General features: G+C 73.1%; 24 protein-coding genes and 2 pseudogenes. 14 read left to right on the top strand and 12 right to left on the bottom strand.

The features are described 5' to 3' along the window. Positions 1–14 precede the first annotated feature (14 nt). From eda to edd, 3 genes are read right to left on the bottom strand one after another with little or no spacing between them, the layout of a single operon-like run. The gene (eda, locus tag BJY14_RS34470) at positions 15–641 is read right to left on the bottom strand and encodes a bifunctional 4-hydroxy-2-oxoglutarate aldolase/2-dehydro-3-deoxy-phosphogluconate aldolase (RefSeq protein ID WP_179847421.1); all 627 of its coding nucleotides are present in this window, start codon (positions 639–641) and stop codon (positions 15–17) included. Further along, complete coding sequence (gene glk / locus BJY14_RS34465) at positions 638–1657, bottom strand: glucokinase (RefSeq protein ID WP_179847420.1); 1020 nt, start codon at positions 1655–1657, stop codon at positions 638–640. Before glk ends, eda begins: the two co-directional genes overlap by 4 nt. Then, positions 1654–3468: a phosphogluconate dehydratase gene (gene edd / locus BJY14_RS34460; protein WP_179847419.1), complete on the bottom strand. Its 1815-nt coding sequence runs from the start codon at positions 3466–3468 to the stop codon at positions 1654–1656. Before edd ends, glk begins: the two co-directional genes overlap by 4 nt. A 149-nt stretch (positions 3469–3617) precedes the next feature. Between edd and BJY14_RS34455 the strand changes: the two genes are divergently transcribed. The 6 genes from BJY14_RS34455 (at position 3618) to BJY14_RS34430 (ending at position 13669) form a co-directional block, all read left to right on the top strand. Beyond that, positions 3618–4745 (top strand): ROK family transcriptional regulator, encoded by a 1128-nt coding sequence (locus BJY14_RS34455; protein ID WP_179847418.1) that lies wholly within the window; start codon positions 3618–3620, stop codon positions 4743–4745. Positions 4746–5201: 456 nt separating this feature from the next. Further along, on the top strand, positions 5202–8039 hold the full coding sequence (gene lanL / locus BJY14_RS34450) for a class IV lanthionine synthetase LanL (protein WP_218905716.1): 2838 nt from the start codon (positions 5202–5204) through the stop codon (positions 8037–8039). Continuing rightward, on the top strand, positions 8036–9916 hold the full coding sequence (locus BJY14_RS34445) for an alpha/beta hydrolase family protein (RefSeq protein ID WP_179847417.1): 1881 nt from the start codon (positions 8036–8038) through the stop codon (positions 9914–9916). The genes lanL and BJY14_RS34445 overlap by 4 nt, the downstream gene beginning before the upstream one ends. 6 nt (positions 9917–9922) lie before the next feature. Next, entirely contained in the window at positions 9923–10078 is a 156-nt protein-coding gene (locus BJY14_RS34440) for a VenA family class IV lanthipeptide (protein ID WP_179278939.1), read from the top strand. Between the two features lie 148 nt (positions 10079–10226). Next, complete coding sequence (locus BJY14_RS34435; RefSeq protein ID WP_179847416.1) at positions 10227–11963, top strand: ABC transporter ATP-binding protein; 1737 nt, start codon at positions 10227–10229, stop codon at positions 11961–11963. Next, positions 11960–13669: an ABC transporter ATP-binding protein gene (locus tag BJY14_RS34430; RefSeq protein ID WP_179847415.1), complete on the top strand. Its 1710-nt coding sequence runs from the start codon at positions 11960–11962 to the stop codon at positions 13667–13669. The genes BJY14_RS34435 and BJY14_RS34430 overlap by 4 nt, the downstream gene beginning before the upstream one ends. 7 nt (positions 13670–13676) lie before the next feature. Here BJY14_RS34430 and BJY14_RS34425 read toward each other — a convergent pair whose 3' ends face one another. Continuing rightward, positions 13677–13865, bottom strand: a complete 189-nt coding sequence (locus BJY14_RS34425; RefSeq protein WP_179847414.1) for a DUF397 domain-containing protein — start codon at positions 13863–13865, stop codon at positions 13677–13679. Further along, positions 13862–14773 carry a helix-turn-helix domain-containing protein gene (locus BJY14_RS34420; protein WP_179847413.1) on the bottom strand — a complete coding sequence of 304 codons (912 nt, stop codon included), beginning with the start codon at positions 14771–14773 and terminating at the stop codon, positions 13862–13864. Before BJY14_RS34420 ends, BJY14_RS34425 begins: the two co-directional genes overlap by 4 nt. Here BJY14_RS34420 and BJY14_RS34415 point away from each other — a divergent pair. Next, on the top strand, positions 14772–15197 hold the full coding sequence (locus tag BJY14_RS34415) for an ATP-binding protein (protein WP_246397585.1): 426 nt from the start codon (positions 14772–14774) through the stop codon (positions 15195–15197). The two genes, BJY14_RS34420 and BJY14_RS34415, sit on opposite strands and share 2 nt — an antisense overlap. On the opposite strand, the gene BJY14_RS34410 is transcribed toward BJY14_RS34415, so the two are convergent. Together BJY14_RS34410 and BJY14_RS34405 are read right to left on the bottom strand one after the other, a co-directional pair. Continuing rightward, the gene (locus BJY14_RS34410; RefSeq protein WP_218905715.1) at positions 15175–15501 is read right to left on the bottom strand and encodes a hypothetical protein; all 327 of its coding nucleotides are present in this window, start codon (positions 15499–15501) and stop codon (positions 15175–15177) included. The two genes, BJY14_RS34415 and BJY14_RS34410, sit on opposite strands and share 23 nt — an antisense overlap. Continuing rightward, positions 15494–16051 (bottom strand): RNA polymerase sigma factor, encoded by a 558-nt coding sequence (locus BJY14_RS34405; protein WP_179847411.1) that lies wholly within the window; start codon positions 16049–16051, stop codon positions 15494–15496. Before BJY14_RS34405 ends, BJY14_RS34410 begins: the two co-directional genes overlap by 8 nt. 328 nt (positions 16052–16379) lie before the next feature. Here BJY14_RS34405 and BJY14_RS34400 point away from each other — a divergent pair, with 328 nt between their 5' ends. The 3 genes from BJY14_RS34400 to BJY14_RS34395 all read left to right on the top strand — a co-directional run bounded on the left by BJY14_RS34400 (position 16380) and on the right by BJY14_RS34395 (position 18067). Beyond that, positions 16380–16649 (top strand): hypothetical protein, encoded by a 270-nt coding sequence (locus tag BJY14_RS34400; protein ID WP_179849820.1) that lies wholly within the window; start codon positions 16380–16382, stop codon positions 16647–16649. A 4-nt stretch (positions 16650–16653) separates the two neighbouring features. Then, positions 16654–17076: a DUF6082 family protein gene (locus tag BJY14_RS47840; protein ID WP_376770058.1), complete on the top strand. Its 423-nt coding sequence runs from the start codon at positions 16654–16656 to the stop codon at positions 17074–17076. Between the two features lie 115 nt (positions 17077–17191). Continuing rightward, positions 17192–18067, top strand: coding sequence for an NAD(P)-dependent oxidoreductase (locus BJY14_RS34395; RefSeq protein WP_179847410.1), 876 nt, complete (start codon positions 17192–17194; stop codon positions 18065–18067). Positions 18068–18084: 17 nt separating this feature from the next. On the opposite strand, the gene BJY14_RS34390 is transcribed toward BJY14_RS34395, so the two are convergent. After that, positions 18085–18588 (bottom strand): MarR family winged helix-turn-helix transcriptional regulator, encoded by a 504-nt coding sequence (locus BJY14_RS34390; RefSeq protein WP_312879532.1) that lies wholly within the window; start codon positions 18586–18588, stop codon positions 18085–18087. An 86-nt stretch (positions 18589–18674) separates the two neighbouring features. Between BJY14_RS34390 and BJY14_RS34385 the strand changes: the two genes are divergently transcribed. The 4 genes and pseudogenes from BJY14_RS34385 to BJY14_RS34375 all read left to right on the top strand — a co-directional run bounded on the left by BJY14_RS34385 (position 18675) and on the right by BJY14_RS34375 (position 22924). Beyond that, positions 18675–19622 (top strand): NHL repeat-containing protein, encoded by a 948-nt coding sequence (locus BJY14_RS34385; protein ID WP_218905714.1) that lies wholly within the window; start codon positions 18675–18677, stop codon positions 19620–19622. 184 nt (positions 19623–19806) lie between these two features. Further along, a complete protein-coding gene (locus tag BJY14_RS34380) occupies positions 19807–21279 on the top strand; it encodes a metallophosphoesterase family protein (protein ID WP_218905713.1) in 1473 nt (490 codons plus the stop codon). A 159-nt stretch (positions 21280–21438) separates the two neighbouring features. Then, positions 21439–22110: pseudogene (locus BJY14_RS45915) on the top strand (phosphatase PAP2 family protein); the annotation flags it as partial. Between the two features lie 52 nt (positions 22111–22162). Next, entirely contained in the window at positions 22163–22924 is a 762-nt protein-coding gene (locus BJY14_RS34375; protein ID WP_179847408.1) for a creatininase family protein, read from the top strand. A gap of 3 nt (positions 22925–22927) precedes the next feature. On the opposite strand, the pseudogene BJY14_RS34370 reads toward BJY14_RS34375, so the two are convergent. The 4 genes and pseudogenes from BJY14_RS34370 to BJY14_RS34355 form a co-directional block, all read right to left on the bottom strand. Further along, positions 22928–23761 (bottom strand): annotated as a pseudogene (locus BJY14_RS34370) (lysylphosphatidylglycerol synthase domain-containing protein); the annotation flags it as partial. After that, the gene (locus BJY14_RS34365; RefSeq protein WP_312879531.1) at positions 23689–24516 is read right to left on the bottom strand and encodes an SAM-dependent methyltransferase; all 828 of its coding nucleotides are present in this window, start codon (positions 24514–24516) and stop codon (positions 23689–23691) included. The gene BJY14_RS34365 and the pseudogene BJY14_RS34370, both read right to left, overlap by 73 nt. Further along, positions 24513–25586: a glycosyltransferase family 4 protein gene (locus BJY14_RS34360; RefSeq protein ID WP_312879530.1), complete on the bottom strand. Its 1074-nt coding sequence runs from the start codon at positions 25584–25586 to the stop codon at positions 24513–24515. The genes BJY14_RS34365 and BJY14_RS34360 overlap by 4 nt, the downstream gene beginning before the upstream one ends. Then, positions 25583–25981: a 6-pyruvoyl trahydropterin synthase family protein gene (locus tag BJY14_RS34355; protein ID WP_179847407.1), complete on the bottom strand. Its 399-nt coding sequence runs from the start codon at positions 25979–25981 to the stop codon at positions 25583–25585. Before BJY14_RS34355 ends, BJY14_RS34360 begins: the two co-directional genes overlap by 4 nt. Positions 25982–25987 lie beyond the last annotated feature (6 nt).

The raw sequence follows: 25987 nt of genomic DNA, 5'->3' as shown, positions 1-25987 counted from the left end.
CCGCGGCCCGGGCGTCACCCCGTGCGGAGGGCCGCCGCCTCGGAGGCGAGCTTGCGGACACGGTCCCAGTCGCCGTCGCGGACGGCGTCCGCGGGGGTGAGCCAGGAGCCGCCGACGCATCCGACGTTGCCGAGCGCGAGGTAGTCGGCGGCGTTCCGCAGGCTGATCCCGCCCGTCGGGCAGAACCGGATCTGCGGCAGCGGCCCGCCGAGCGCCTTCAGGTAGGAGGCGCCGCCCGCGGCCTCGGCCGGGAAGAACTTCATCGCCGTGATCCCGCCCTCCAGCAGCGCGATCGCCTCGGAGGCGGTCGCGACGCCCGGCAGGAACGGCAGGCCGGTCGCGACCATCGCCGCCTGGAGGCGGGCCGTGCAGCCGGGGCTGACCAGGAACTTCGCCCCGGCCGCCGCCGAGCGCTCGGCGTCCTCGGGGCGCACGACGGTCCCCGCGCCCACCACGGCGTCCGGGACCTCGGCGGCGATCCGCGCGATCGCCGCCAGGGCGGACGGGGTGCGCAGCGTCACCTCGATCACCGGGAGGCCGCCCTCCACCAGGGCGCGGGCCAGCGGGACGGCGGCCTCGGCGTCGTCCAGCACCACCACGGGGATGACGGGCGCGAGGTCGAACAGGTCTTCGGCGATCATGCGGGCTCCAGGTCGGGCAGGCTCTGCGCGAGCCGGGCGGCGGCACCGAGCAGGGCGGGGGCGGGATGGACGATGAGGGCGGTCGGGATGGCGCGCATGTAGTCCTCGACGGGAGGCTTCCCCTCGAAACGGGCCCGGAACGCGCTGCCCCGCAGCACGTCCGCGATCCGCGGCAGGATGCCGCCGCCGAGGTAGACGCCGCCCCGCGCGCCGAGTGTGAGGGCGACGTTGCCCGCGTGCGACCCGAGCAGCGCGCAGAACATCTCCACGGCCTCGCGGCTCAGGGGGTCGTCGCGGTCCTCGCTGATCTGCCGCGGGGTCAGGTCCAGCGCGGGGCGGCCGTCGATCGCGGCGAGGTACCGGCGGATGCGGGCCAGGCCCGCCCCCGACAGGAGGTACTCGGCGGAGGCCGCGCCCTTCTCGGCGCGCAGCAGCCGCGCCACCACGAGCTCGCGGTCGGTCGCCGCCGGGACGTCGACGTGGCCGCCCTCGCCGGGCAGCGGCACGTAGCCCGCGGGGGTCCGGACGAGCCCGGCGACCCCGAGGCCGGTACCGGGCCCGACCACCGCGAGGGGCGCGCCGGGGTCCGGGCGTCCCCGCCCGATGGAGACGAGGTCGTCCGCACCGAGGCGCGGCAGGGCCAGGGCGAGCGCCTCGAAGTCGTTGATGACGTCCAGGTGCGCGAGGCCGAGATGGGCGCGCACCGCCTCCGGGGCGCTCCTGGGCCAGCCCGCGTTGGTCAGATGGAACGTGCCATTAGTCACGGGGCCCGCCACGGCCAGGCACGCCGCCACCGGGCGCACGCCGACCGCGTCGAGATAGGCGGCCGCGGCCTCCGCGAGGCCCCGATGGTCGCGGGTCGGCAGCGCCCTGACCTCCGACAGGGCGCCGTCAGGCCCCTCCACCAGCGCGAACCGGGCATTGGTCCCGCCCACATCCGCGACCAGCCACTTCGCCTCGCTCGGTGTTTCCTGTGGGGGGGCGACCCCCCACACCCCCCGGTCCGCTCCGCTCATGAGGAGAAGACCCCCGCACCACGTTCCGCCGGGCCGACGACCTGACGGAAGGCCTGGAACAGCTCGCGTCCCGTGCCGTAGGTCTGGCCGGACGGCCCCTCGGCGGGCTCGCGGGCGGCGAACTCCTCGGCGGAGACGAGGACCTCCAGCACCCCGGCGTCCGCGTCGAGCCGGACGACGTCGCCGTCGCGGACGCGGGCGAGCGGCCCGCCCGCCGCGGCCTCCGGCGACACGTGGATCGCGGCGGGCACCGCACCCGAGGCGCCCGACATGCGGCCGTCGGTCACCAGCGCGACGCGGTGCCCCCGGTCCTGGAGCACCGACAGCGGCGGGGTGAGCCGGTGCAGCTCCGGCATGCCGTTCGCGCGGGGCCCCTGGTTGCGGACGACCGCCACCACGTCCCGGTCCAGCTCCCCGGCGGCGAACGCGTCCTGGAGCGCCTCCTGCGAGTCGAACACGCGGGCGGGGGCCTCGATGGTCCGGTGCTCCGGCCTCACCGCCGACACCTTGACGACCGCCCGCCCGAGGTTGCCGCGCACGGTGTGCAGCCCGCCGTGCGTGTCGAACGGATCGGCGGCCGGGCGCAGGACCTCGGTGTCGCCGGACTCCCCGGGCGCCTCCCGCCACGCGACCTTGCCGCCGGCGACCTCCGGGACGTTCCGGTAGGCCGCGAGGGTGTCGCCGCCGACCGTCCGCGCGTCCTCGTGCAGGAGCCCGGCGTCGATCAGCTCGCCGATGAGGAACGCGGTGCCGCCCGCCGCGTGGAAGTGGTTCACATCGGCGGTCCCGTTCGGGTAGAGGCGGGTGAGCAGCGGCGTGGCCTTGGACAGCTCGTCGAAGTCGTCCCAGGTCAGCTCGATGCCCGCCGCCGCGGCCATGGCCACCAGGTGCAGCGTGTGGTTGGTCGAGCCGCCCGTCGCGAGCAGCGCGACGACGCCGTTGACGAAGGCGCGCTCGTCGAGCATCTCGCCGATCGGGGTGTAGCCCTCGCCCAGGTCGGTGAGCTTGAGGATGCGCCGGCCCGCCGCCTCGGTGAGGCCGTCGCGCAGCTTCGTGCCCGGCGGGACGAAGCTGGCGCCCGGCAGGTGCAGCCCCATGACCTCCATGAGCAGCTGGTTGGAGTTCGCCGTCCCGTAGAAGGTGCAGGTGCCGGGCGAGTGGTAGGAGGCGGCCTCGGCGGCGAGCAGCTGCTCGCGCCCGATCTCCCCCGCCGCGAACCGCTTGCGGACCTTGGCCTTCTCGCCGTTCGGCAGCCCCGACGCCATCGGCCCGGCGGGCACCAGGATCGCCGGCAGGTGCCCGAACGACAGCGCCCCGATCACCAGCCCCGGCACGATCTTGTCGCACACGCCGAGCAGCACCGCGCCGTCGAACATGTCGTGCGACAGCGCCACGGCCGTCGCCATCGCCACCACGTCCCGGCTGAACAGCGACAGCTCCATGCCGGCCCGGCCCTGGGTGATGCCGTCGCACATGGCGGGGACGCCCCCGGCGAACTGGGCGGTGCCGCCGCCCGCGCGGATCGCGGTCTTCAGGATCTCGGGGTAGTCCTGGAGCGGCTGGTGGGCGGACAGCATGTCGTTGTACGCCGACACGATCGCGATGTTCGGGGTGACGTCGCCGCGCAGCCACAGCTTGTCCTGGACGCCGCAGGCGGCGAAGCCGTGCGCGAGGTTCGCGCACCCCATCCCGCCGCGCACCGGGCCCTGTGACCGGGCCTCGCGGATCCGGTTCAGGTAGGCGCCGCGCGGACCGGCGCTCCGCTCGACGACGCGCCGGGTCACTGCCGCCAGCACGGGATGCACAGCCATCAGATGCTCCAAGACCAGGGGGATCGCAGGATCACCAAACTAGCGAGACATCGGTCACTCGTTCAAGCGGACTTATGAACTTTGGATGACAAAAGTAAGGATGTTCTCCTAACTGGACGCACGAAAGCCCCGGGTGCTTGACTGGCCGGATGCCCCGCCCCGTCACCCGCCCGGCCTCCGGCGGCGACATGCTGCGCCTGATCCGCGAGGAGGGCGTGGCCACCCGCGCCGAGCTCGGCCGCATCACCGGGCTGTCCCGGCCCGCCGTGGCGTCCCGCGTCGCGGCCCTGATCCGGCGCGGCCTGGTGGTCGAGCGCGCCGACGGGCCCTCCACGGGCGGGCGCCCCCCGGCCCGGCTGGAGTTCAACGCCGCGGGCGGCGCCGTGCTGCTCGCCAACCTCGGCCAGTCCCGCGGCCAGCTCGCCGTCTGCGACCTCGCCGGCACGACCCTGGCCCGCGCCGACGGCCCCCCGGCGGAGGTGAGCCCGGGCAAGACGCTCCCGCGCCTGTTCGAGCAGTGGGAGTCCCTCCTCGCCGAGTCCGGCACCGACGCGTCGAGGATCCGCGGCGTCGGCCTGGGCGTCCCCGACGCCGTCGAGCACGTGGCCGGGAGCTGGGACGCCGTGGAGATCGGCGCCCCCATCTCCGAGCGCTTCGGCGTCCCCGCCTACCTCGACAACGAGGTCAACGCCGCCGCCCTCGGCGAGCACCAGGCCCACCCCGGCGTCGGCGACCTGCTGTTCGTCAAGGTCTCGACCGGGATCGGCGCGGGCATCATCGTGGGCGGCCGCATCCAGCGCGGCGCCCTCGGCGCGGCCGGGGAGATCGGCCACATCCCGGTGCCCGTCCCCGGCGAGGCCCCCTGCCGCTGCGGCAACGTGAACTGCGTCGAGGCCGTCGCCGGCGGCACCGCCCTGCTGGCCCGCTCCCCCGCCGACGACCTGCCCGCCCTGGCGGCGCTCGCCCGCTCCGGCGACCCCGCGACCGTCGCCCTGCTCCGCGACGCCGGCCGCCGCATCGGCGAGGTCGTCGCCACCGCCGTCAACCTGCTCAACCCCGCGGTCGTCGTCCTGGGCGGCGATCTCGCGGGCGCGAACGAGCCCCTGATCGCGGGCGTGCGCGAGATCGTCTACCAGCGGGCCACGGCGCTGGCGACCCGCGATCTGCGCATCGAGCCGAGCCGCCTCGGCGAGAGCGCCGGCCTGACCGGCTGCGCGGCCATGGTCCTGGACCGCATCCTGTCCCCCGACGCGGTCGACGCCGCGGCCGGCGCCTGAGAAGAGCGCGCCGGACACCGCCGGCGTCCGCGCCTTCGTGCGCGACGCGGCGCTAGCACACCCGCCCGGCGGGTCGCCACCGGGCGGGGTGGCAGCCATCGGACATGACTCGGCGGAAACCGCCCCGCAACTCAATGGGCAAAGCGATCATCGGTTCCGGTGACGACAAACTCGACATTTCCCCCCATTGCGGAGCGCCAATCGGCGATCATTGTCACTCTCCGCATATCTGCCATGGCCCCCATCCCCTGGCGGGTAAGACTTTTATCTCCCTCAAGCAGAGCTCGGACGAATGAGACTGACTGGCGTTTCCGGAGGATTCGTGGTTACCGTGTCCTTGCTCAACGAAAGCAACATCCGATCGTTCTTTGACTTTTGACCCCAAAAGACAAAAATGATCAATAAGGCGGACCGGGTGACCGGGCGGACGAATGGAAAGGGAGAGGGCGAGCGGGGATGGCGGACTTCCATTTCAGTGTCCTGTCCGGGGCGGTCGCCGCGGAGAGCGACGACACCCGCCTGCTCGACGTTCTCGACAGGGCGCTCGCCGCGGCGGACGGCCCGCTCCGCTGGAAGACGGTCCGCAGCGGGATGTGGGCGCACGTCCGCCCGGAGAACGGCGAGTGTCCCCAGCAGGGCTGGAAGCTGCACGTCTCCGCGACGCCGGCCTCCGCCCAGGACGTCCTGGCCCGCTCGCTGCCCGTGCTGCTGGCGGGCCGTTCCACGTTCAAGTTCGCCGCCACCCGCGACCACGTCGCGGCCATGAACGCGCGCAACACCTCGCGCGGCCATTCCGGGAAGTTCATCACCGTCTACCCGGTCGACGACGACGCGGCCGTCAGCCTCGCGGCGGAACTCCACGCGGCGACCGCCGGCCTTCCCGGGCCGCGTATTCTGTCCGACCGGCCCTACGGACCGGGCAGCCTCGTCCATTACCGCTATGGAGCATTCGTCGAGGTGCGCAGGATCACCAACGACGGATTCTATGCGTGGGTAATTCTCGACCCCGACGGCAAACCCGTGGAAGACCGCCGCGGCGCGACGTACACGCCGCCCTCCTGGGCCGTCTGTCCTTTCCCTCAGGACGTCCCGCCGGTGGAGGGCCACGACGACGCCGGCGCGGCCGGCGGGCCTGAGAGCGCCCGAAAGAGCGTAGCCCAGAATGGCGCCGGGAACCGGAAGAGCGTCCTGATCGGATCGCGGTTCACCGTCCACGAGGCGATCCGCCACACCAACAAGGGCGGTGTGTACCGGGCGACCGACACCGAGACCGGCGACGCGATCGTCATCAAGGAGGGCCGCCCGCACGTCGACGTCGACGCGAAGGGGCGCGACACCCGCGACCGGCTGCGGACGGAGGCCCGCGTGCTGGAGGCGGTCGAGGCCCTGGGGATCGCCCCGCGCCCCGTGGCGCTCTTCGCCCAGGCGGGCCACCTGTTCCTGGCGCAGGAGATGATCCCGGGCACCTCGCTCCGGCAGTGGATCGCCGACGTGATCGGCGACGCCGGGTGGGGCCCGCACGTGCCCGCCGTCCTGGAGATGGGCGGGCGCCTGGCGGCGCTGCTGGCGAAGGCGCACGACGCCGGGCTGATCGTGCGCGACTTCAACCCGAGCAACGTCATGGTCCGCCCGGACGGCACCCCGGTGATGATCGACCTGGAGCTGGCCCTCACCGCCGACGACACCGAGGCGGAAGGGATGCGGGTGGGCACCCCCGGCTACAGCGCGCCGGAGCAGATGGCCGGCGCCGCCCCGGACCAGGCGGCGGACCACTTCGCCCTCGGCGCGACCCTCTGCCACGTCCTCACCGGCGGGCCGCCCTACTTCCTGGACGAGGACCCCGCGACCCGGCCGCTGAGCGAGCGCCTGGAGGAATGGCTGGCCGCCCGCACCCTGGACCTCGACCTGCCCGGCCCGCTGGCCCCGCTGCTGCTCGCGCTGATGGCCGACGAGCCCGGCCACCGCTGGACCCCGCACCGGGCCCGCGAGGCGCTGGCGCAGATGGGCCCGGACTCGGCGGGGAGCCGCGGGACGCACGACGCTCCGGCCGAGCTGAGCGGGGCCGTCCGCACTCCCTCGTTGCGGGAGCAGTGCCGGCTGTCGACCGCCGGGATCGTCGACCAGCTGATCGCCACCATGGACCCGGCGTCGACCGAGACGCTCTGGCCCGCCTCGTGCGTCTACGGCGCTCCCGACCCCTGCAGCCTCCAGCACGGCGCCGCCGGGACCCTCGGCGCCCTGACCCGGTGTTTCGAGGTCGAGCCCGAACCGCGCCTGGCCGGGGCCGTCGCCGACGCGGGCCGCTGGATCCTGCGGCGGCTGGGCGAGGACGGCGACCGTCCTCCCGGGCTGTACTTCGGCACGGCGGGCGCCGCGTGGGCGGTGCTCGACGCCGGTCTCGCCCTGGACGACGCCGACCTGGTCGAGGGCGCGCTCGCCGTCGCCGACCGGCTTCCGGAGGCGGTCCCCAGCCCGGACGTGACCCACGGGACCGCGGGCCTCGGGTTGACGGCCCTGCACCTGTGGTCGCGCACCGGGCAGGCGCGGTTCGCCGACCGCGCCCTCGCCGCCGCCCACGCCCTCGCAGAGACCGCCGAGGAACGGGAGGGCGGGCTCGACTGGAGCACGCCCGCCGAGATCGAGTCCAAGCTCGCCGGGGCCCGCTACTACGGGTTCGCGCACGGCGTCTCGGGTGTCGGCTGCTTCCTGCTCGCCTGCGCCGAGTCGGTCGGCGGCGACGCCCACCGGGCGCTCGCCGCGCGCGTCGGGGAGACGCTGCTCGACACCATGATCGACACCGGCCGGTCGGCGATGTGGGCGGCGAGCTCGGGGGACGTCGCCACCGCGCCGTACTGGTGCCACGGCTCGGCCGGCATCGGCGGCTTCCTCGGCCGCCTCGGCCGGGCCACCGGCGACGGGCGCTTCCGGTGGGCCGCCGAGATGTCCGCCCGCGCGGTCATGGACAACCGCTGGCGCGCGATCCTCGGGCAGTGCCACGGCCTGGCGGGCAACGGCGACTTCCTGCTCGACCTGGCCGCGCTCACCGGCGCCGAGCGGCACCGCGCCGACGCGTGGCGGCTGGCCCAGATCGTCCTGGCCAACCGGGCGCACCGCGGCGAACGCGTGGTGTTCCCCGACGAGCAGGGCGGCGTCTCGACCTCCTGGGGAGACGGCCTCGCCGGCGTCCTCGGCTTCCTGGTGCGCCTCCAGCACGGCACGTCACGGCAGTGGATGGCCGACGAGGCCGCCGCGCACGCCGCCGAGGACGCGACGATCGCGGGGCGGGCGTCATGACCGAGACCCTTCCGGACCTTCCGCCGATGCCGAGCCGGTTCGGCTTCGCCTTCTCGGCCGACGGCCGCTGGGCCACCTGCCTGCGGTCCGCGCAGGACAGCGTCGTCCTGGAGCGGTGGGACCTGACCTGGCCGCGGCCGTCCCTGCGCACGCTCGACGGCGCCGGCCTCCCGGACGGGGCCGCGGACCTGACCATCGACCGCCGCAGCGGGGCGCTGCCGCTGAACGACGGCCGCGTCCTGGTCGTGCGGCCCGCCGTCGGCGAGCACGGGGAGCCCGCCGGCCACGGCACCCTCGTCGCCGCCGAGCCGACCGCCACCGGGCTGAGGATCGTCCGGTCGTGGCCGGTGCCGAGGATGCTCGCCGGGTTCCTGCTGGCCGCCCCGGGGCAGGCGCAGACCGCGGTGCTCGTGGTCGTCGAGAACGAACGCCACTCGCGGATCTGGCGGGTCTCGCTCTCCTCCCCCGTCCTGGAGCCGGTGCTGCGGATCCCCGGCGTGCTGTCGGGAGGCGTCTGGGCCGACGAGGGCCGCACCCTCGCCCTCGACCACGACGGCGCCGGGCACCGGACCGAGGGCATCCTGGTCGATCTGCGCGAGCGCGCCTGGCGGCCCTTCTGGTCGGTCTCCGACACCTCCAGCGACCGGATCGCGGCCTACAGCCCGCGCTCGGGCGCCCTCGCGGTGACCACCACCACGCCGGGCGCGCAGCAGCGCGGCGCGCCCCAGATCGGGCTGCGCCTGCCCGGCGGCGGGCCCGTCCGGTTCCCCGAGATCCTCAACCGGTCGGCCGCGTACCGGGCCCCGCTGGCCTTCGACGTCTCCGGCGAGCGGCTGCTCGTCCGGGAGATCGCCGGCGCCACCGCACGCCTCGCCGTGTACGCCACCGGGAGCGACCGGATCACGCCGGTCCCCGGTCCGGCGGGCATGCTCTGGGGGCCCGCCCGCTGGGGCGGCGACGGCCGGATGCACGTCCGCTTCTCGGCCCCGCACCAGCCGCCGACGCTCGCCACGGTGCGGCGCCGGGCGCGCTCCGGCTGGGACATGGCCGCGCATCCCTCCGACGGCGCGGCGGCCTGGCGGCACGCCGAACTCGTCGAGCTCTCCGGCCCGGCGGGGCCCATCGAGGCGATCGTCTACGGCGGCCCCGGCTGGCGCGACCGGCCCCGGCTGGTCCTGGCCCTGCACGGCGGCCCGCTGTCGGCGTGGCGGTACGAGTTCGAGCCGCTCTTCCAGTACCTGGCCGCCTCGGGCGTCTCCGTCGTGGCCCCCAACTACCGGGGCAGCACCGGCTACGGCGACGATCACCTGCGGCCCGTCCTCGGCGACTGGGGCGGCCCCGACCTGGACGACGTCGTCCATCTCGGAAACGCGATCGCGCACGGCCGGGACATCGCGCTGCCGCGCCCGATCGTGCTGGGCGCCAGCTACGGCGGGTACCTGGCACTGCTCGCGGCCTGCCGCACTCCGGACCTGTGGTCGGGCTGCGCCGCGCTCGCGCCCTTCACCTCGGCGTCCGGCCTCCACAGCACCGCCACCGGGATCGTCAGGGACCGCGTGTCACAGCTCAACCTCTCCCGCGTGCCCGACGAGCAGGACGGGCGGCGCGACGTGCTGCGGGCGTGCGCGGCGCTGGCGGCGCCGCTGCTGGTGGCGCACGGCGTCCGGGACGAGGTCGTCCCGGTCGAGCAGTCCAGGGCGCTGCGCCGGCGCCTCCTCGAACTCGGCAGGACCGAAGGAGTCGACTTCGACTACCTGGAGACCGCCGACGACCACAACGGGGTCGTCCAGGCATGGTCCCCGGTCCTCCGCGAAGCGGTGGTCCGCTTCTGCCTCACGGCGGGGCGGGCCTTGGCCCTCGACAAGGAAAGGAGGTGAATCGCAATGAACACGTTCGACGGTGACCTCGTGGCCGCTCTGCAGGAGCTGCCCGAGACCGACCCCGTGGAGATCGACGGCATCCAGCTCGGCGGTACCTGCAACTGCGTCGGTCTGCTCACGCTGCTGAACACCGTGTGCATCGGCATCTCCTGCGCCTGATGCCGCGCATCCCATGCGGTACCCGGGACCCCTGAGAAGAACCCCGGCCCGCAGAACCCCGGTCACGGACCGGCCACGAGCCGGTCCGTGACCGGACCCACTTGCGAGTGTAGAAGACTTCCCCCGACCGTGAACGGAGTCGTGGCGCGTGGCCCTCACCGGCGCATCGGGCGACTCCGCGGTGCTGCGCGCCGGCGGCCGGCGGCTGCTGCGCGGCGCCATGGCCCGCTTCCGGCCGGCCCTGGGCGTGCTCGTCCTGCTCACGGCCGTCCGCGTCGCCGCGACGCTGGCGACGCCGGTCATGCTGGCCCGGGCGGTCGACGCGGCCCGCGCCCAGCACGACGCCGGCGCCTCCGCCGCGTGGCTCGCGCTCGTCCTGGCCGCGGCGGCCGTCGCCACCACGGCCGAGGACGTGCTCGGCTCCTACTGCGGCAGCGACATCACCGCCTGGCTCCGGCACCGGCTGCTCGGGCACGTGCTGGCCCTCGGCCCGGCGGGGCGCCGCCGCTTCCCCGCGGGGGACGTCCTGTCGCGGCTCACCGAGTCCGCGTCGGGCCCGGCGGCGTTCCCCGTCCTGCTGCTGTCGGCCGCCGCCACGCTGGCCACCACCGTGGGCGCGCTGATCGGGCTGGCCCTGATCGACTGGTGGCTCGCCGCCGCGTTCGCGGCCGGGGTGCCGCCGCTGCTGGTCGCGCTGCGCGTGTTCGTCGTCCGGGCCACCGAACCGTTCGCCCGCTACCAGGCGTGCCAGGCGGCGATCGCGACGCGGCTGCTCGACGCCCGGCAGGGCATCCGGACGATCCGGGCGAGCGGCACCGCCGCCGCCGAGGTGCGGCGCATCCTCGCGCCGCTGCCCGGCCTCGGCCGGGCGGGCCGGGAGACGTGGGCCGTGCAGGGCAGGGTCAGCCGGCGGCTCGCGTTGCTGGCACCCCTCACCCAGGTCCTGGTCGTCGGCGTCGCGGGCGTCCGCCTGGGCGCCGGCGAGATCACCACCGGCCAGCTCGTGGGCGCCCTGTCCTACGCCGCCATGGCCGCGGCGTCAGCGTCGGTGTTCGACACCGTCGTCGCGCTGCTCAACTGCCAGGTCGGCGCGGGGCGGATCAGCGAGATCCTGACGGCCGTCCCGGCGGTGCGGCCCCCGGCGCGTCCGGTGCGGCTGCCGGACGGGCCCGGCGAACTGCGGCTGCGCGGCGTCACCGTCCGGCTCGGCGGCCGCGCCGTCCTCGACCGGCTCGACCTCGACGTGCCGCCCGGGGCGACCGTCGCGGTCGTCGGCACGTCCGGGACGGGCAAGAGCGTCCTGATGTCGACCATCGGGCGGCTCCTCGACCCCGACGAAGGGGTGGTCGAACTCGACGGCGTCCCCGTCACCGCCGTCCCGCTCGCGGAACTGCGCCGCGCCGTCGCCTACGCCTTCGAACGTCCCGCGCTGCTCGGCGCGACCGTGCGCGAGACGATCGCCTACGCCCGTCCCGGCGCGACGCGCGCGGAGGTGCACCGCGCCGCACGCGACGCCGTCGCCGACGCCTTCATCCGCGCCCTGCCGAACGGCTACGACACCCCCCTCGACCGCGCCCCGCTGTCGGGCGGCGAGTTGCAGCGGCTGGGCCTGGCCCGCGCGGCGCTCGCCGACGCCCGGATCGTCCTCCTCGACGACGCCACCAGCAGCCTCGACACCGCGACGGAGATGAAGGTGACCCAGGCCCTCCGGCAGATCCTGGCCGGACGGACCAGCCTGGTGGTCGCGCGCCGCCCGGCGACCGCCGCCCGCGCCGACCTCGTCGCCTGGCTGGACGCCGGACGCGTGAGGGCGCTCGCCCCCCACGCGGAACTGTGGGCCGACCCCGCCTACCGCGCCGTGTTCTCCACCGAGGCGGCCTCATGACGGTCCCGCCCGCCGCGCGCCTGCTGCACCGCCACCTGCGCGGGCAGTGGCCCGCGATGCGCCGCCTCTCCGCCTGGTCGGTCGTGGAGTCCCTTCCCGTGTTCGCGTCCGGGCTGCTCCTGGCCCGCGCCGTCGACCACGGGTTCCTCGCGGGCCGCACCCTGACCGGCCTCGGCTGGCTGGCCGTCCTCGCCGCGCTGTACGCCGTCGGCGCGGTCGCGACCGGACGGGTCTACCCGTGGCTCGCCGCGACCGTCGAACCGCTGCGCGACTCCCTGGTCACCGAGGTCGTCGCCGCCGCCCTCCGGCGGATGACCGACCGGACCCCGGACGCCGCCGGGGCGGGCGTCTCCCAGGTCACCGAGCAGGCGGAGGCCGTCCGGGCGCTGGTGGGGACCGCGCTGCGCAACGTCCGCCAGCTGGTCTCCGCGGGCGCCGCCGCGCTCGTGGGCCTCGCCCTGCTGTCCCCCGTGCTGGCCCTCGTGATCTGCCTGTCGGTGGCGCTCGCCCTGGGGGTGTACGCGGCGTTCGTGGGCCTGCAGATCCGCCGCTACCGGGCGGTCATCCGGCAGGCCGAGCGCATCGGGGAGGCCGCCGCCACCATCGTGCACGGCGTCCGGGACGTCGCCGCCTGCGCCGCCGAGGACCGCGCCGCCGCCACCGTCGGCGAGGTCGTGGACACGCAGGCGGAGGCCCTGCGCGCCTACGCGCGCACCCGCTGGGTCCGCCTCCCCGTCCTGGCGCTCGGTGTGCACGTCCCCCTGGTCGCCCTGCTCGTCCTGGCGCCCTACCTGACCGCACACCACGGACTCACCGCCGGGCAGATCGCGGGCGGCGCGGGCTACCTGGTGGCCGGACTCCAGCCGGGCATCACCGTCCTGGTCGACGCGGGCGGCACGCTCCTGCTCAGCCTCGCGGTGGTCCTGGGCCGCCTCGCCGAGGTCTGCGCCGTCCCCGATTCGCCTCCGCCCGGCACCGCGACGGCCGAATCGTCCGGCATCGAGGCCGACCACGTCACCTTCGCCTACTCCCCGCACGCCGCCCCCGTCATCGAGGACCTGTCACTCCACGTCCCCGAGGGCACGCACCTGGCCGTCGTCGGCCCGAGCGGCACCGGCAAGTCCACCCTCGCGAACCTGCTCACCGGCCTCCTGCGACCCCGCCAAGGCAAGATCACACTGGGCAAGGTCCCCCTCCCCGACCTGGACCCGGCGGACCTGCGCTCCTCGATCACGCTGATCCCGCAGGAGAGCTACGTCTTCGCCGGCACCCTCCGCGACAATTTGGCCTACCTCAACCCCGAGGCCACCACCCCCGACCTGGACGAGGCCGCGGCCGCCGTCGGGCTCCAGGAACTCGTCGAACGCCTAGGCGGCTACGAGACCGGCATCCCACCCGGTGGCGGCGACCTCTCCCAGGGCGAGCGCCAGCTCATCACCCTGGCCCGCGCCTACCTGTCCCCGGCCCCGGTCATCGTCCTGGACGAGGCCACCAGCCACCTGGACCCCGCCACCGAGGCCCGCGCCGAAAACGCCCTGGCGACCCGCAGCGGCACCCTCATCGTCATAGCGCACCGCATAACCTCGGCCGAACGGGCCCACCAGGTCCTCCTACTGGACGGCCCCGTCCCCCTCCTGGGCACCCACGAGACCCTCCAGACCCGCAGCGAAACCTACGCGGACCTAGTAGGCCACTGGCACACCTGAGGCACCCCTAAAGATCCAGTTCCCCCCGCCGGATCCGAGTGAGCAGCACGCCGAACTCGGGGACAGTGAGTTCAAGGCGGGCACCGAGTCGATTCCTGGAATCCCGCACGCCTACCCGATCGCCGAGCTTGGCCAGCTCAACACACGCGTTGTCGTTCACTCCACCGCTCCACGAGCTTTTGCGCCATTCGGTCATAAGTAACTCTCCCGCACCTTCTCGATCAACTCTCGCGAATCATCACGAGATAGAGCCAATGCCCCAAGTTGGTCGAAGTGTATCGCGAGAGTAGCAACTTCGTCACCGGCCTCAATCAGACGACCCGCGAGTTGCGCACCGGCGTAGGAAATCTGCCGTCCTCCCAGGTCGAGGATCTGAAAGGCACCGTCCAATCCAGGGTGAGCACCCGCCGCCCTCAGAATGCAGCGCACTGACACATGCGGAAGCTCAGCCACCTGCAACAGATAGGCGAGCTGCGCCTCCATGATCTCTAGCGTTCCCACAGGACGCTCCAACACGTCCTGATCAAGGAGGATCCATATGTACGGCGGATCGCGTCTCGTCAGGATCTCCTGGCGCTTTCGACGCGCCTCCACTTCTCTGTCGCTGTGCCGGGCTTGACCTCCCGACAGCAGCAGCGCTTTCGCATACTCGGGCGTCTGCACGGGCACCGGGATCGTTTTCCCATGATAAATCTTGAGAACCTTCGCAGCAGATTCATACTGGATATATTGCGCAAACCAGTTTGGATCGTGCCCGCTGCGCGCATAGTACAGCAGACGCTGAAAATGCCCGCCAGTGTCCCACGCTTGATCCAAAGTGGCCATATACGCGTCACTGGGACGAAGCCGACCCGCCTCCCAGTTGGAGACAGTGCCACGCGCCACCCGTACGATCTGGGCGGTCTGCGCCAGCGAAAGATTCCGCCGGGTTCGATGGAACCACAGGTCAAAGGCCAACCAAGCCCACAGCGACGAAGCCGGATCGATGGACTCTCGGACGCTCACGTCGACCTCCGGTGTATTTCCTGAATTCCAATCCATCACACGGTAAACCTTCGCCACCGACCATGGACTCAAATCCAGGGAAGACAAGGTGGCGACCATGAAGAATCAATCACCCGCGGTGGAGATGCTCAAATCCGGCGAAATACGGATGACCATCCATGGAGAGGAGGCTTCGGTCAGCCTCGCCCGAGAACTCGTCCGCTACGCGCTGGTCAATTGGGGCTACGAACTCTCCCTCGTTCACGACTCGGCGGTCGTCATGAGTGAGATCGTCACGAATGCGGTCGAGGCGGCCAGGGGGCACGCCCTCAGGATCCGGATCGCCGTTCGCGAGGGGCTGCCGCTACTGGAGTGCTGGGACCCGTCGCCCGAACTCCCCCGATTCTGCGATGCGGGCCTCGACGCGCTGGGCGGCCGAGGCCTCGCGATCATCGCCGCCTATGCCAAGGACACCGGCGTCCGCCCGTCCGCCACCGGCCAGGGCAAGATCGTCTGGGCCCTCATGCCCGCGACCGCGCAGTGAGCGAATCAACGGGTTGGCTTTCGCGGTGCTCGTGTGAGCGGGCGGGGCGAGCGACGGTCAGTTCGCACACGCCGTCCTTGCAGGAGCGCTGCAACCGGCCCATGGAGATGGTCTGCACCAGCCCGATCGCCCAGCAGGCCGGACACCCGCGCAGCGCGAGCAGACCGATCGGCGCGAGCAGGAGGCTGCCGATCCCCAGCACCGGCAGCAGCGCGACCGAGCCGACCAACGCCCCGAAGCCCGTCGCCCCGCGTAGCAGGTGCCGGGAAAGTGACGTGCTCGCGAAGCCCTGCCTGTCAGTCATCGCCTTCTCCTGAGACCGAGTCGAGTGCACCTTGCAGCGCCTGTTGGACCGATGCACGGGCGCGGTGCAGCCGTGACTTCATCGCGGGGACACTGAGGCCGAGCGCATCGGCGACCATGCGCCCGCTGTAACCCTGGATGTCGCGCATGATGAGGACGTTGCGCTGATCGGCGGGCAGAGCGGCGATGGCCGCCGCGACCCGGCCCGCCTCCAGGCGTCGCAGAACCTCGTCCTCGGCCGAGACGGTGCCGGCGTCCGGGACCTCGTGGTGCAGCGGCCTCAGCCGCGCCCGCCGCAGGCACTCGTTGCGGACGATACGGAACATCCACGACGCCAGCGCCCCCGACGCCCGCAACGTCCCGATCTTGCGATACAGAATGATCAACGCCTCCTGCGCGGCGTCCTCGGCGTCTTCCGGGGACGCGCACAGCGTCCGGGCGAACCGGCGCACGTGCGGATGCGAGCCGGACACCAGCGCGGCGATCGACTCCAGGTCACCGCCCTGCGCGGAGGCGATCAGCCGCTCCCCGGGCCAGGCCCCCTCAGCCACGCGAGCGCCCCCGCCTGCGCAGCACGGTCACGCTGCACGCGCACACGAGCACGGCCACACCGATCACAACGGCACCAACGATCACGACAACCTCCCAGTCGAGTCCCTGCCGGGCGCGCTGCCCGACACCCCTATGAGAGGAACGACCCCCCGCAAAGGATTCACCCGCCGCCAGCCCCGATGACCTGGTCACCACTGGGCGCCCCAGGCCCTCAACGTCCCCTGCGCGTCCCTTGTCATCAAACAGTCGCTTTAATGACACTTGTTGCAGATAGCAACATAACGGGATGATCCGCCCTATCGTTGGCTACCGAAAGTGGGCGACATCATGGCCAGACCGTGGGAAGCCGATCACGGTGCGGGGTTCCAGCGAAGGCTGGGAAAGACGGCGGCCGAAGTGGGCGACAGCCGCACGACGCAGGACTGCCCGGAGATCTGGGAGTTGGACAACGGCGACATCGCCGTCATCGGCCGCGACGCCACCGGCGCCTACCGGGACCGCCTGCCCCCCGGTGTGAGCATCGGTTCCGACGAACGTCTCGTGATCATCTCCGGGCGGCTGCTCTCAGCCGCCAAACCCGACATCCGCGACGCCTGATCGGATCGCCCGGGTCCGGGGACTTGCTGGACCACGCGCCCTGCCACCGGCAGTTCGCCCGCCAGCGCGAAGACCCGCGCGGGGACCAACTGGAAGCTCGAACGCTCCCAGTCTTCCGCGATCCGGAGGATCTCAGCCGACGAAGGCTCTTCCTGAGAAGAGGCTGCGCACCATCCCGTGTGAGATGTTCTCTGGACGTCCTGGCCGAACCTTCTCGGAGGAGGCGCGTCGGGTCCGTATGAGCACCGCCGGAGGTAAGCGGGCGCGACGGTTTCACGAGGTCCTGGACGAGGAGTACCGGCGAGCGCCCGCTCCCCCGCCGGAGCGGGCGCGGGCGCGGCGTCCCTGGAGGTTTCCCGCCGGCTCGGCGGTAGCCGTTCTGCTGTTGGGGCCTCTCGTCCGTCGCGTCTTCGTCCGCCGACGCTGACGGTCGGCGCAGTGCTCGTGCCGCTGGGACCTGCGGCAGTACGGCTCGGGTTTGACCTCAAGTTCGGTTGGGGTTCTAGCGTGGCGGCCACTGGTGGCTTCTGGGGGGAGTTGTGATGGTTTCTTCGCGGGTGGACGTGGCGGTGCTCGGGCTTGGGGAGATGGGGGGTGCGCTGGCCGGGGCGGTTCTGGGCGGTGGGCATCCGACCGTCGTGTGGAATCGCACCGCGGGGAAGGCGGATGCGCTGGTCGCCGAGGGGGCGCGGGAGGTCGCCGGCGTTCGTGAGGCCGTTGCCGCCGGGCGGGTCGTGGTGGTCAACGTGAAGGGGAACTCCGTCGCTCGCGAGCTGCTGGAGGCGGCGGGGGACGTCCTGCGCGGGCGGGTCGTCGTCAACCTGACGGACGGGACGTCGAGCGAGGTCCGGGAGGTGGCCGCGGCGGTCGCCGAGCGTGGCGGGGAGTACCTGCACGGGCAGATCATGACCATCGCGCCGGGGATCGGTCATCCGGACGCGACGGTCTTCTACGGCGGTTCCGCGGCCGTGTACGAGCGTCACCGGGAGGTGCTGGGGCTGTTCAGCGGGCAGGCACCGCTGGTGTCGGAGGATCCCGGGGTCGCGGTCCTCTACGGCATGGCCGTCCACGGGACGATGTGGGGGCTGCTCAACGGGTTCCTGCACGCGGCCGCGGCCTTGTCGGACGAAGGTGTCGAGGTCGGACGGTTCCTGGAGGAGGCCAAAGGCCCGCTTGCGGCGCTGTCGGCGTTCCTGCCGTCGATCGCGGAGGAGGTCGACAGGGGCCGGTTCGCGACGCCGTACGGGGCGCTTCGTCACCATCTGCCCTCGATCGAGGATCTCGCGCGGGAGAGCCGGGCGCGGGGCATCGACGACGAGCTTCCCGAGTACTCCCGCGCGCTCGTGGCGGCGGCGATCGGGCGGGGCCACGGAGACGACAGCTACTCCAGGCTCGTCGAGCACTTCCGCAAGGCCTAGACCGCGTGGCGCGCTAGCTACGGCCGGTCGCCGAGGCTGAGGAGGAGGGTGCGCAGGGTGGCGGCCAGGTCGTCCTGCTGGTGCTCGTCCAGTGCGGCGAGGAGGCGGCGCTCGTTTTCGAGGTGGGCGGTGACGGCGCGGTCGATGAGGTCGCGGCCGGCGGGGGTGAGGGCGACGAGGACGGTGCGGCGGTTGGCGGGGTCCAGGTCGCGCGTGACGTAGCCCTTGGCGACGAGGCGGTCCAGGCGGTTGGTGACGGCGCCCGAGGTCACCATGGAGGAGCGGGCCAGCGTGCCCGCGGTGATGCCGCCCGGCGAGTCGGCGCGGCGGAGGGTGGCCAGGACGTCGAACTCGCCCCGTTCCAGCCCGAACTCGGCGAAGAGCGCCTTGAGTTCGCGCTCGGCGATCCGGGTCAGCCGGGAGAGGCGGCCGAGCACCCTCATGGGGGACGCGTCGAGGTCGGGGCGGGCGCGGGCCCACTGCTCCACGATGCGATCGACGGCGTCACGCTCCACGAGCACCTCTCAACGTTGAACTGTTTGACATCAAGGTAGCACCCGGCCTAGCGTCTTCAGTGTTGAACATTTCAACGTTGAAAGGATTCGTCGTGCGACGTGAGATGATCTCTGCCGTTCTGGTGTTCGGGCTGGCCGCCGCGATGGGCGCGCCGGCGCGGGCCGCCGAGGGCGAGGCGGCCGCGTACCCGACCACGATCCGGCTGCCGGACGGGTTCCAGCCCGAGGGCATCGCGACCGGTCCCGGGCCGGTCGCCTACGTCGGGTCCATGGCCGATGGCTCGGTCTACCGCGCCGACCTGCGGACGGGGCGCGGCGCGATCCTCAGCCGCGGGCCCGGTACGCAGGCTCTTGGATTGAAGAGCGATGCGCGCGGACGGGTGTTCGTGGCCGGCGGGGCGGGAGGTGACGCTCGCGTCCTCGATGCCCGTACCGGCCGGGTGCTGGCGTCCTACCGGCTGGCCGGCGGCCCGTCGTTCGTCAACGACGTCATCCTCGCGCAGGGCGCCGCGTGGTTCACCGACTCCACCAATCCGGTGCTCTACAAGCTGCCGCTCGACGGCGGTCGGCTGCCCTCGGACGTGGTGCGCGTGCCGCTCACCGGCGACCTCGTCTACCAGGGCGGTCCCGACAGCCCCGGCAGCGCCGGGTTCAACGCCAACGGCATCACGGCGACGCCGGACGGGCGGGGACTGATCGTCGTGCAGTCGAACACCGGTGGGCTCTTCCGCGTCGACCCGGCCGGCAGGACGCGCAGGGTGGACCTGCACGGAGAGTCGCTGCCGGAGGGCGACGGCCTGCTGCTGCAAGGACGGACGTTGTACGCGGTGCAGAACCGGCTCAACACCGTGGCCGTCCTGCGTCTGAACGCGGCGGGAACCGAGGGCCGTGTCGTGCGGCGGGTGACGGATGCCCGGTTCGCCCTGCCGACGACCGTGGCCGCCTTCGGCTCGCGGCTGTACCTCCCCAACATCCGGTTCTTCGCCACGGGGCCGACTCCCGGTGTCGCGTACGAAGCGGTCGCCATCCCCCGCCCGTAGGACGATTCGCGCCTTACCCGAGGGCGCGGCCGGGCTTGGGATCGGGCGAAGATATCTTGAACAACACCGCACGCGGCAATTGACATGGTGGCGGACAACCAGGGCAGATCGAGCGGCGTCGGGCGTCGAATGGAAAGGCGTCCGATTAGTCCATTTTTCTTGATCTGATGGGATACCTGGTTTTATGTCGCGAATAGCTGCGGCGGTGGTGGGCGTCGTGGGACTGCTGATCGCCGTGATGTCCGGGCTCGCGCAGTCCGCCCCGAGCCCGGCCGCCAAGCCCACGCCGCCCGGCGTGGGGAAGAACGGCGAGGCGTGGGCCTGGACACAGTTGGTGAACGGGACGAGCCACACGACCGAGGTCCGGTTCGCCACCACCGAGAAGCCCGCCGGGCACTGCCCCACCTTGCAGTACACCGTGGGCGGCAAGGTGCAGACCGCGGTTCTGAGAAAGGTCAGCGACCCTTACGTCACCGGTGGCGGGCTCCAGCAGTTTCCGACGACCTTCTGCGTGGCGCCCGTCCCGGACGGGGCGAGCAACGCGTTGATCGAGCCGTCCACGACCGTGGCGGCCACCGTGTATCCGGGGAATCTCCAGCTTCCGCTGCCCGAGTGGCCGGTGAACGGGCGCCCGCGCAGCGTCGCGGTGATCGGGGACGCGGGATGCGAGGTCACCTCGCCCACGGTCGGCGCCGCGCAGAACCAGGACTGCCAGAAGAACTGGCCGCTGGAGCCGCTCTCCGTGCACGCGGCGGCGCAGTCCCGCCCGGACCTCGTCGTCCACGTCGGCGACTACGTGTACCGGGAGACGCCGGAAGGCGCGAACGACGCCACCCCGGGGTGTGACAGCCAGGGGCAGGCCGCCGACTGGAGGTGCCTCATCAAGGACTTCCTGCGCCCTGCCCAGGCCCTGCTCGCCGAGGCGCCCTTCGTCTTCGCGCGCGGCAACCACGAGGTCTGCACGCCCGGAAAAGTGGGACGGGGCGCCGAATGGTTCCGCTATTTCGCCACGGTCCCCCAGAAGAACAACGAGTGCTTCTCGGTGCCGCAGACCCAGACGGAGCCCGTCCAGATCAATGCGGGCACGTTGCACTTCGTGCTGTTCGACTCCAGTTCGGCGAGTGAGAGGAACAAGCCGGACCAGGCGCAGGCCGCCCAGTACGCGAAATGGTTCGACGAGGTGAACGCCCTGGCCGCCAACCATCCGACGCACGACTACTTCCTCATCACCCACAAGCCGCTGTGGATGGTCAAGCGGGCCTCGTCCGGCGCCGTGACGTGGATCAACCCGACGCTGGCCAGCGCGGTCGGGCAGACGGCGAAGGGGGCGCTGGCCGGCAACATCGACCTCGTGATGTCCGGGCACGTGCACCTGTACCAGATGCTCGACTTCCTCAACAGCTCGCGTCCTCCGCAGCTGACCGTCGGCTCGTCCGGGACGACGCTCGACACGCCGCCGGACGACACCAAGGTGACGGGCAAGAACGTCGACGGCCAGACCGTGCAGCACTCGGTCTCGCGGGGCGTTCACGGCTACGCGATGCTGCGCGACACGGGCGGCCAGTGGCATCTCACCTTCCACGGGGTCTCCGGGCAGGCGTGGCCGCTGGACTGCACGCTGAGCACCGGGGCCACCAAGGAGTTCGACTGCAAATGACCGGCGCCGCCGGGCCGGAATCCACGTCAGGGGGTGGAGTCAACCCCACCACCTGGGGTGGGTTTTACCTCCCATGATCGGGTAGCTGAACCCAGTGTCTCCGGAAATGTCAGACGCGAGGGTTGTCATTGGACGGGGACGACCGGGCTGGGAGGCACGATGGTGGGCGGAGCGGCAGTGGGCGGGGCGGTGCGCGGCCGGTTGAGGCCGCTGCTCACCGAAATGGGGCTGCTGGCGGTCCTGTTCGCCTTCTACAAGTGGGGCCGGACGCTGATCGAGCAGGGCCCCGGGCAGGCGATGGCGAACGCGCACCTCCTGTGGGGGTTCGAGCGGGAATGGCTGCCGAGCGAGGTCGGATTCCAGCATTGGGCGCTCGGTTGGGACCACGCGGCGCTCCTCGCCAATATCTATTACGTGAGCGTCCATTTCCCCGGAACGGCATTGCTGCTGATCTGGCTCTACGTGCGGCACAGGTCGTCCTATGCGCGGGTGCGGAACGAATTGGTGGCGCTGACGGCGGCCGGGCTCGTGGTGCACACGATGTTCCCGCTGGCGCCGCCCCGCCTGGCGGGGATCGGGGCCGTGGACACGATGCTGACGGTGGGCCCGTCGGCCTATCCGGCGGCGGCGGACGGGATCGCCAACCAGTACGCGGCCATGCCGTCGCTGCACATCGGGTGGGCGATCCTGGTGGCCGTGGCGGTGGTGCGGGTGTCGCGGAGCCGGTGGCGGTGGGTCGTCGCGCTGCACGCGCCGCTCACGGTCCTCGTGGTGGTCGTGACGGCCAACCACTACTGGACGGACGGGATCGTCGCCGCGCTCCTGCTGGCCGGCGCCATGGCGCTGGTTTCCCTGGCCGGGCGGATGCGGCAAGCTGTGAATCATGCTGCCGACGCACACGAGTCCCGAGGTCCCGGACGTCCCCGTGGCGGTCCTGCCGATCGGGAGCCACGAGCAGCACGGCCCGTTCCTCCCGCTCGCGACGGACACGGTGATCGCGTGCACGATCGCGGCGGAGATCGCGAAGGCGTACCCGGTGCGGACGCTCCCGCCAGTGACGATCTCGTGCTCGCATGAGCACGCCGACTGGCCCGGGACGGTGAGCATCTCGGCGGCGACCCTGTACGCGGTGGTCAGGGACGTCGCCGAGTCGCTGCGCCGGGCGGGCGTCCCCAAGCTCGTGCTGGTCAACGGGCACGGGGGCAACTACGTGCTCGGCAACGTCGTCCAGGAGGCGCGCGGCGACATGGCCCTGTTCCCCGCGCTGGAGCACTGGGAGGCGGCGGAGAGGGCGGCCGGCGCCGAGACTCCCGCCGTCAGCGACATGCACGCCGGGGAGCTGGAGACCTCCATCCTGCTGTACGCCCACCCGGAGCTGGTGCGGGACGGGTACCAGACCGCCGACCACCTGGCCGACGAAAGGCGGCACCTCCTGACGACGGGAATGGCGGCCTACACGACCTCCGGTGTCGTCGGGCGGCCGTCACTGGCCAGCGCCGGCAAGGGCCGGGAGACGCTGCGGAGCTTCGTCGAGTCGTTCGGGGACGTCCTCGCGGTGCTTCAGCAGCAGGGCCGCCGCGCCCGGCAGGGCCGCGATGAAGGTGAGCACCCCGTACACGACGGAGACGGTCAGGCCCTGCGCTGAGCCGAGCCCGGCCGCGCCGAACGCCAGGGCGAGGACGGCCTCGCGCGGGCCCCAGCCGCCGACGTTCACCGGCAGCACCATCACCAGGAGCGCCAGCAGGAGCAGCGGCAGGAGGGTGAGCAGCGGGGCCGTCGCGCCGACGAGGCGGGCGGCGACCACGAACAGGGCCAGGTGCCCCGCCAGCGCCGCGGCCGACAGCCCCACGATCGCCGGCCAGGCGCGCAGGGCGGCGCGCACGTCCGCGAACGCCGGCGCCAGCGACCGGCGCCGCCACCGGGCGAGGACCAGCACCAGCACCAGGACGCCCGCCGCCGGGACCAGCGCGGGCGCCATCGCCGACACCAGCGCGGGGTGGGCGAGCAGCGCGGCGGCGCCCGCGACGATCGCGACTCCCTGGCCCGCGACGCGTTCGAGGAACACGGCCCGCACGCCGCGGGCGACGTCGCCCGACCGGTGCCCGTGGCTCACCGCGCGGTGGACGTCCCCGAGCACCCCCGCGGGCAGCACGGCGTTGAGGAACTGGGACCGGTAGTAGTCCGCGACGGCCCCGCCGAGCGGAAGGCTCAGGCCGAGCCGCCTCGCGACCAGCCACCAGCGGGCCGCGCTGAGCACGGTGGTCAGCAGGCCCAGGAGGAGCGCGACGGCCACGGCCCCGGCGTCCACGGCGTGGAGCGCGTCCACGAACGCGTCCGTGCTGTGCCACCACAGCAGCGCGGTGAGGATGCCCAGCCCGACGAGGAGGCGCAGCCAGGGCAGGTACTTCGTCACGAGGCGCTCCCGGGGAGGACGAGCAGGTCGACGTGGTGGACCTCGGCGGTGAGGCGCCCGGCGGCGCATTCGGTGAGGCGGCGGCCGAGGTAGTCCTCGGCGAAGGGCGCCAGGTCCGGTCGCTGCTCGACGGCGGCGGCGACCCAGCCGCGCAGCCACTCGGCGGTCAGCGCGGCCTGGCCGGGGCCGAGCCGCCACGGGCTCGGGCGCGCCTGGACGGACGCGCCGCGGCGGCCGAACGCCCGGGTCGCGGCGGCGACGGCGCCCGGCCCGAGAAGCCCGCCGCGCCGCTGGTGGGCGTCGAAGGCGGCGGCGAACTCGGCGTCGAGCGGCTCGGACGGGGAGAGCCGGACGCGCCCGACGACCGAGAGGGTGAGCAGCGCCGGGCAGTCCGCCGCGGCGGCGATCGCCTCGACCTCGGCGGCGGTGAGCACGTCCAGCAGCGCGGACGCGGTGACGAGCGACGCGCCCACCAGGTCGGACGCACGGAGCGCGCCGATGCCGCCGGCGCGCGTCTCGACCGTCGCGGGCGTCCCGTCGGCGGTGGTGTAGGTGCTCGCGCGGGCGCGGTCGAGCAGGCGCGGATCGCTGTCATGCAGGATCCAGTGCTGCGGGCCGCGAAGCCGTCCCGCCAGCCAGCGCCCCTGGGAGCCGGTGCCGCACCCGAGGTCCCAGATGACCAGCGGCCCGCCGGGCGGGAGCGCGGCGCGGAGCGGGTCGAGCAGTTCCGCGGCGCGCGCCGTCGCGTCCGCGCCTTCGCGCAGTTCCAGCCAGGTCGGATCGAACCCCGTCACAGCGCCTCCCCGCGCCTCGACCCCGGTCACGGCGCCTCCCTTCGCAGCTTCGACAAGACGGTTCCCATGCGGCGGGCTGTGTCGTCCCAGCCGGGCAGCGCGCCGCGCCGCAGCCGGGCGGAGGCGCGCAGCCGTTCGCGCAACTCCGGTTCGACGAGCCAGCGGCGCAGCGCCGCGCCCAGCGCGACGGGGTCGTCCGGCGGGACGAGCATGCCCGGGACGCTCCCCGACGGATCCCAGCCCAGCGTGTCCGGGACCCCGTCCACCGAGGTCGCGAGCACCGGGATGCCGCGTGCCAGCGCCTCGGTCACGACCATCCCGAACGTCTCCGCGCGGGACGCCAGGACGAGCAGGTCGGCGCCGGCGTAGGCGTCGTCCAGCCGCTTGCCGGCCAGCGGCCCCGTCAGCGCGACGCGCCCGTCGAGGCGGTGCCCGCCGATCAGCCGGCGCACCCGCGCGACGTGTTCGGCGTCGCCGCCCAGCGGCCCGACGCATTCGCAGTCCCACGCCAGGTGCGCGACGTTGGCGAGCGCCTCGATGAGGACGTCGTGCCCCTTGCGCGGGGTCACCGACGCCACGCACAGCAGGCCCGCCGCCCCGTCGGTGCCGGACGCGAGCGGCGCGGGATCGGTGCCCGGGGCGACGGCGTGGACGCGGGACGGCTCCAGGCCGTGGTGGGCGATCAGGTGGTCCCGGGCCCACGGGCTGGTCGCGACGACGGCCCCGGCCGCCTCCAGTACCTCGCGTTCGCCCGCGTTCAGGTCAGCCTGTCCGGGTTCGTCCGCCAGCGGGAGGTGGACGAGGACGGCGAGCCGCAGCCGCCCCGCCTCCGGGACGACGACGTCCGGGACGCCGCAGGCCACCAGCCCGTCCATCAGGACGACGGACCCGTCGGGCAGCGCGGCGAGCGCGCGCCCCAGCCCGGCGCGGGCGGCCTCGTCCGGCCGCGGCCACGCGCCGGGCACCGCCAGTTCCCGGACGGGACGCCCGGACGCCGCGAACTCCTCGCACAGCCGCCGGTCGTAGCGGTTGCCTCCGCTCGGGGCGGCGGGGTCGTCGACGCCGCCCGGGACGAGCATCCACACCTCGCGGGCCGTCACAGCTCGCGCTCGTAACTGGCCCAGGCGACGTGCGACTCGTGCAGCGTCACCGTGATGCCGGCCAGCCCGGCGGCGTTCGCGCCGAGCGCCCCGGCGCGCACCCGGTCAGCGAGCCGGTCGGCGACGACCTTGGCGAGGAACTCCGTCGAGGTGTTGACCCCGGCGAAGTCGGGCTCGTCGTCCAGGTTGCGGTAGTTCAGCGCGCCCAGGACCTCGCCCAGCTCGCGGGTGGCGAGCCCGATGTCGACGACGATGCCGTCCGGGTCCAGGTCCGCCCGGCGAAACGTCGCGTCCACGACGAACGTCGCGCCGTGCAGGTGCTGCGCGGGCCCGAAGACCTCGCCGCGGAAGCTGTGCGCGATCATGACGTGGTCGCGGACGGTGATGGCGAACAACGAACG

This window comes from Actinomadura luteofluorescens (assembly GCF_013409365.1).
GTDB classification, from domain to species: Bacteria; Actinomycetota; Actinomycetes; order Streptosporangiales; family Streptosporangiaceae; genus Spirillospora; species Spirillospora luteofluorescens.
This window is presented reverse-complemented; position numbering and strand designations above follow the sequence as displayed.

Excerpts from the sequence above, each read along its gene's own strand:
- edd (WP_179847419.1), bottom strand. The coding sequence starts at position 3,468 with ATGGCTGTGCATCCCGTGCTGGCGGCAGTGACCCGGCGCGTCGTCGAG.
- glk (WP_179847420.1), bottom strand. The coding sequence starts at position 1,657 with ATGAGCGGAGCGGACCGGGGGGTGTGGGGGGTCGCCCCCCCACAGGAA.
- BJY14_RS34375 (WP_179847408.1), top strand. The coding sequence starts at position 22,163 with ATGCTGCCGACGCACACGAGTCCCGAGGTCCCGGACGTCCCCGTGGCG.
- BJY14_RS34430 (WP_179847415.1), top strand. The coding sequence starts at position 11,960 with ATGACGGTCCCGCCCGCCGCGCGCCTGCTGCACCGCCACCTGCGCGGG.
- BJY14_RS34410 (WP_218905715.1), bottom strand. The coding sequence starts at position 15,501 with ATGACTGACAGGCAGGGCTTCGCGAGCACGTCACTTTCCCGGCACCTG.
- BJY14_RS34445 (WP_179847417.1), top strand. The coding sequence starts at position 8,036 with ATGACCGAGACCCTTCCGGACCTTCCGCCGATGCCGAGCCGGTTCGGC.
- eda (WP_179847421.1), bottom strand. The coding sequence starts at position 641 with ATGATCGCCGAAGACCTGTTCGACCTCGCGCCCGTCATCCCCGTGGTG.
- lanL (WP_218905716.1), top strand. The coding sequence starts at position 5,202 with ATGGCGGACTTCCATTTCAGTGTCCTGTCCGGGGCGGTCGCCGCGGAG.
- BJY14_RS34455 (WP_179847418.1), top strand. The coding sequence starts at position 3,618 with ATGCCCCGCCCCGTCACCCGCCCGGCCTCCGGCGGCGACATGCTGCGC.
- BJY14_RS34440 (WP_179278939.1), top strand. The coding sequence starts at position 9,923 with ATGAACACGTTCGACGGTGACCTCGTGGCCGCTCTGCAGGAGCTGCCC.
- BJY14_RS34415 (WP_246397585.1), top strand. The coding sequence starts at position 14,772 with ATGAAGAATCAATCACCCGCGGTGGAGATGCTCAAATCCGGCGAAATA.
- BJY14_RS34420 (WP_179847413.1), bottom strand. The coding sequence starts at position 14,773 with ATGGTCGCCACCTTGTCTTCCCTGGATTTGAGTCCATGGTCGGTGGCG.
- BJY14_RS34425 (WP_179847414.1), bottom strand. The coding sequence starts at position 13,865 with ATGACCGAATGGCGCAAAAGCTCGTGGAGCGGTGGAGTGAACGACAAC.
- BJY14_RS34400 (WP_179849820.1), top strand. The coding sequence starts at position 16,380 with ATGGCCAGACCGTGGGAAGCCGATCACGGTGCGGGGTTCCAGCGAAGG.
- BJY14_RS34395 (WP_179847410.1), top strand. The coding sequence starts at position 17,192 with ATGGTTTCTTCGCGGGTGGACGTGGCGGTGCTCGGGCTTGGGGAGATG.
- BJY14_RS34380 (WP_218905713.1), top strand. The coding sequence starts at position 19,807 with ATGTCGCGAATAGCTGCGGCGGTGGTGGGCGTCGTGGGACTGCTGATC.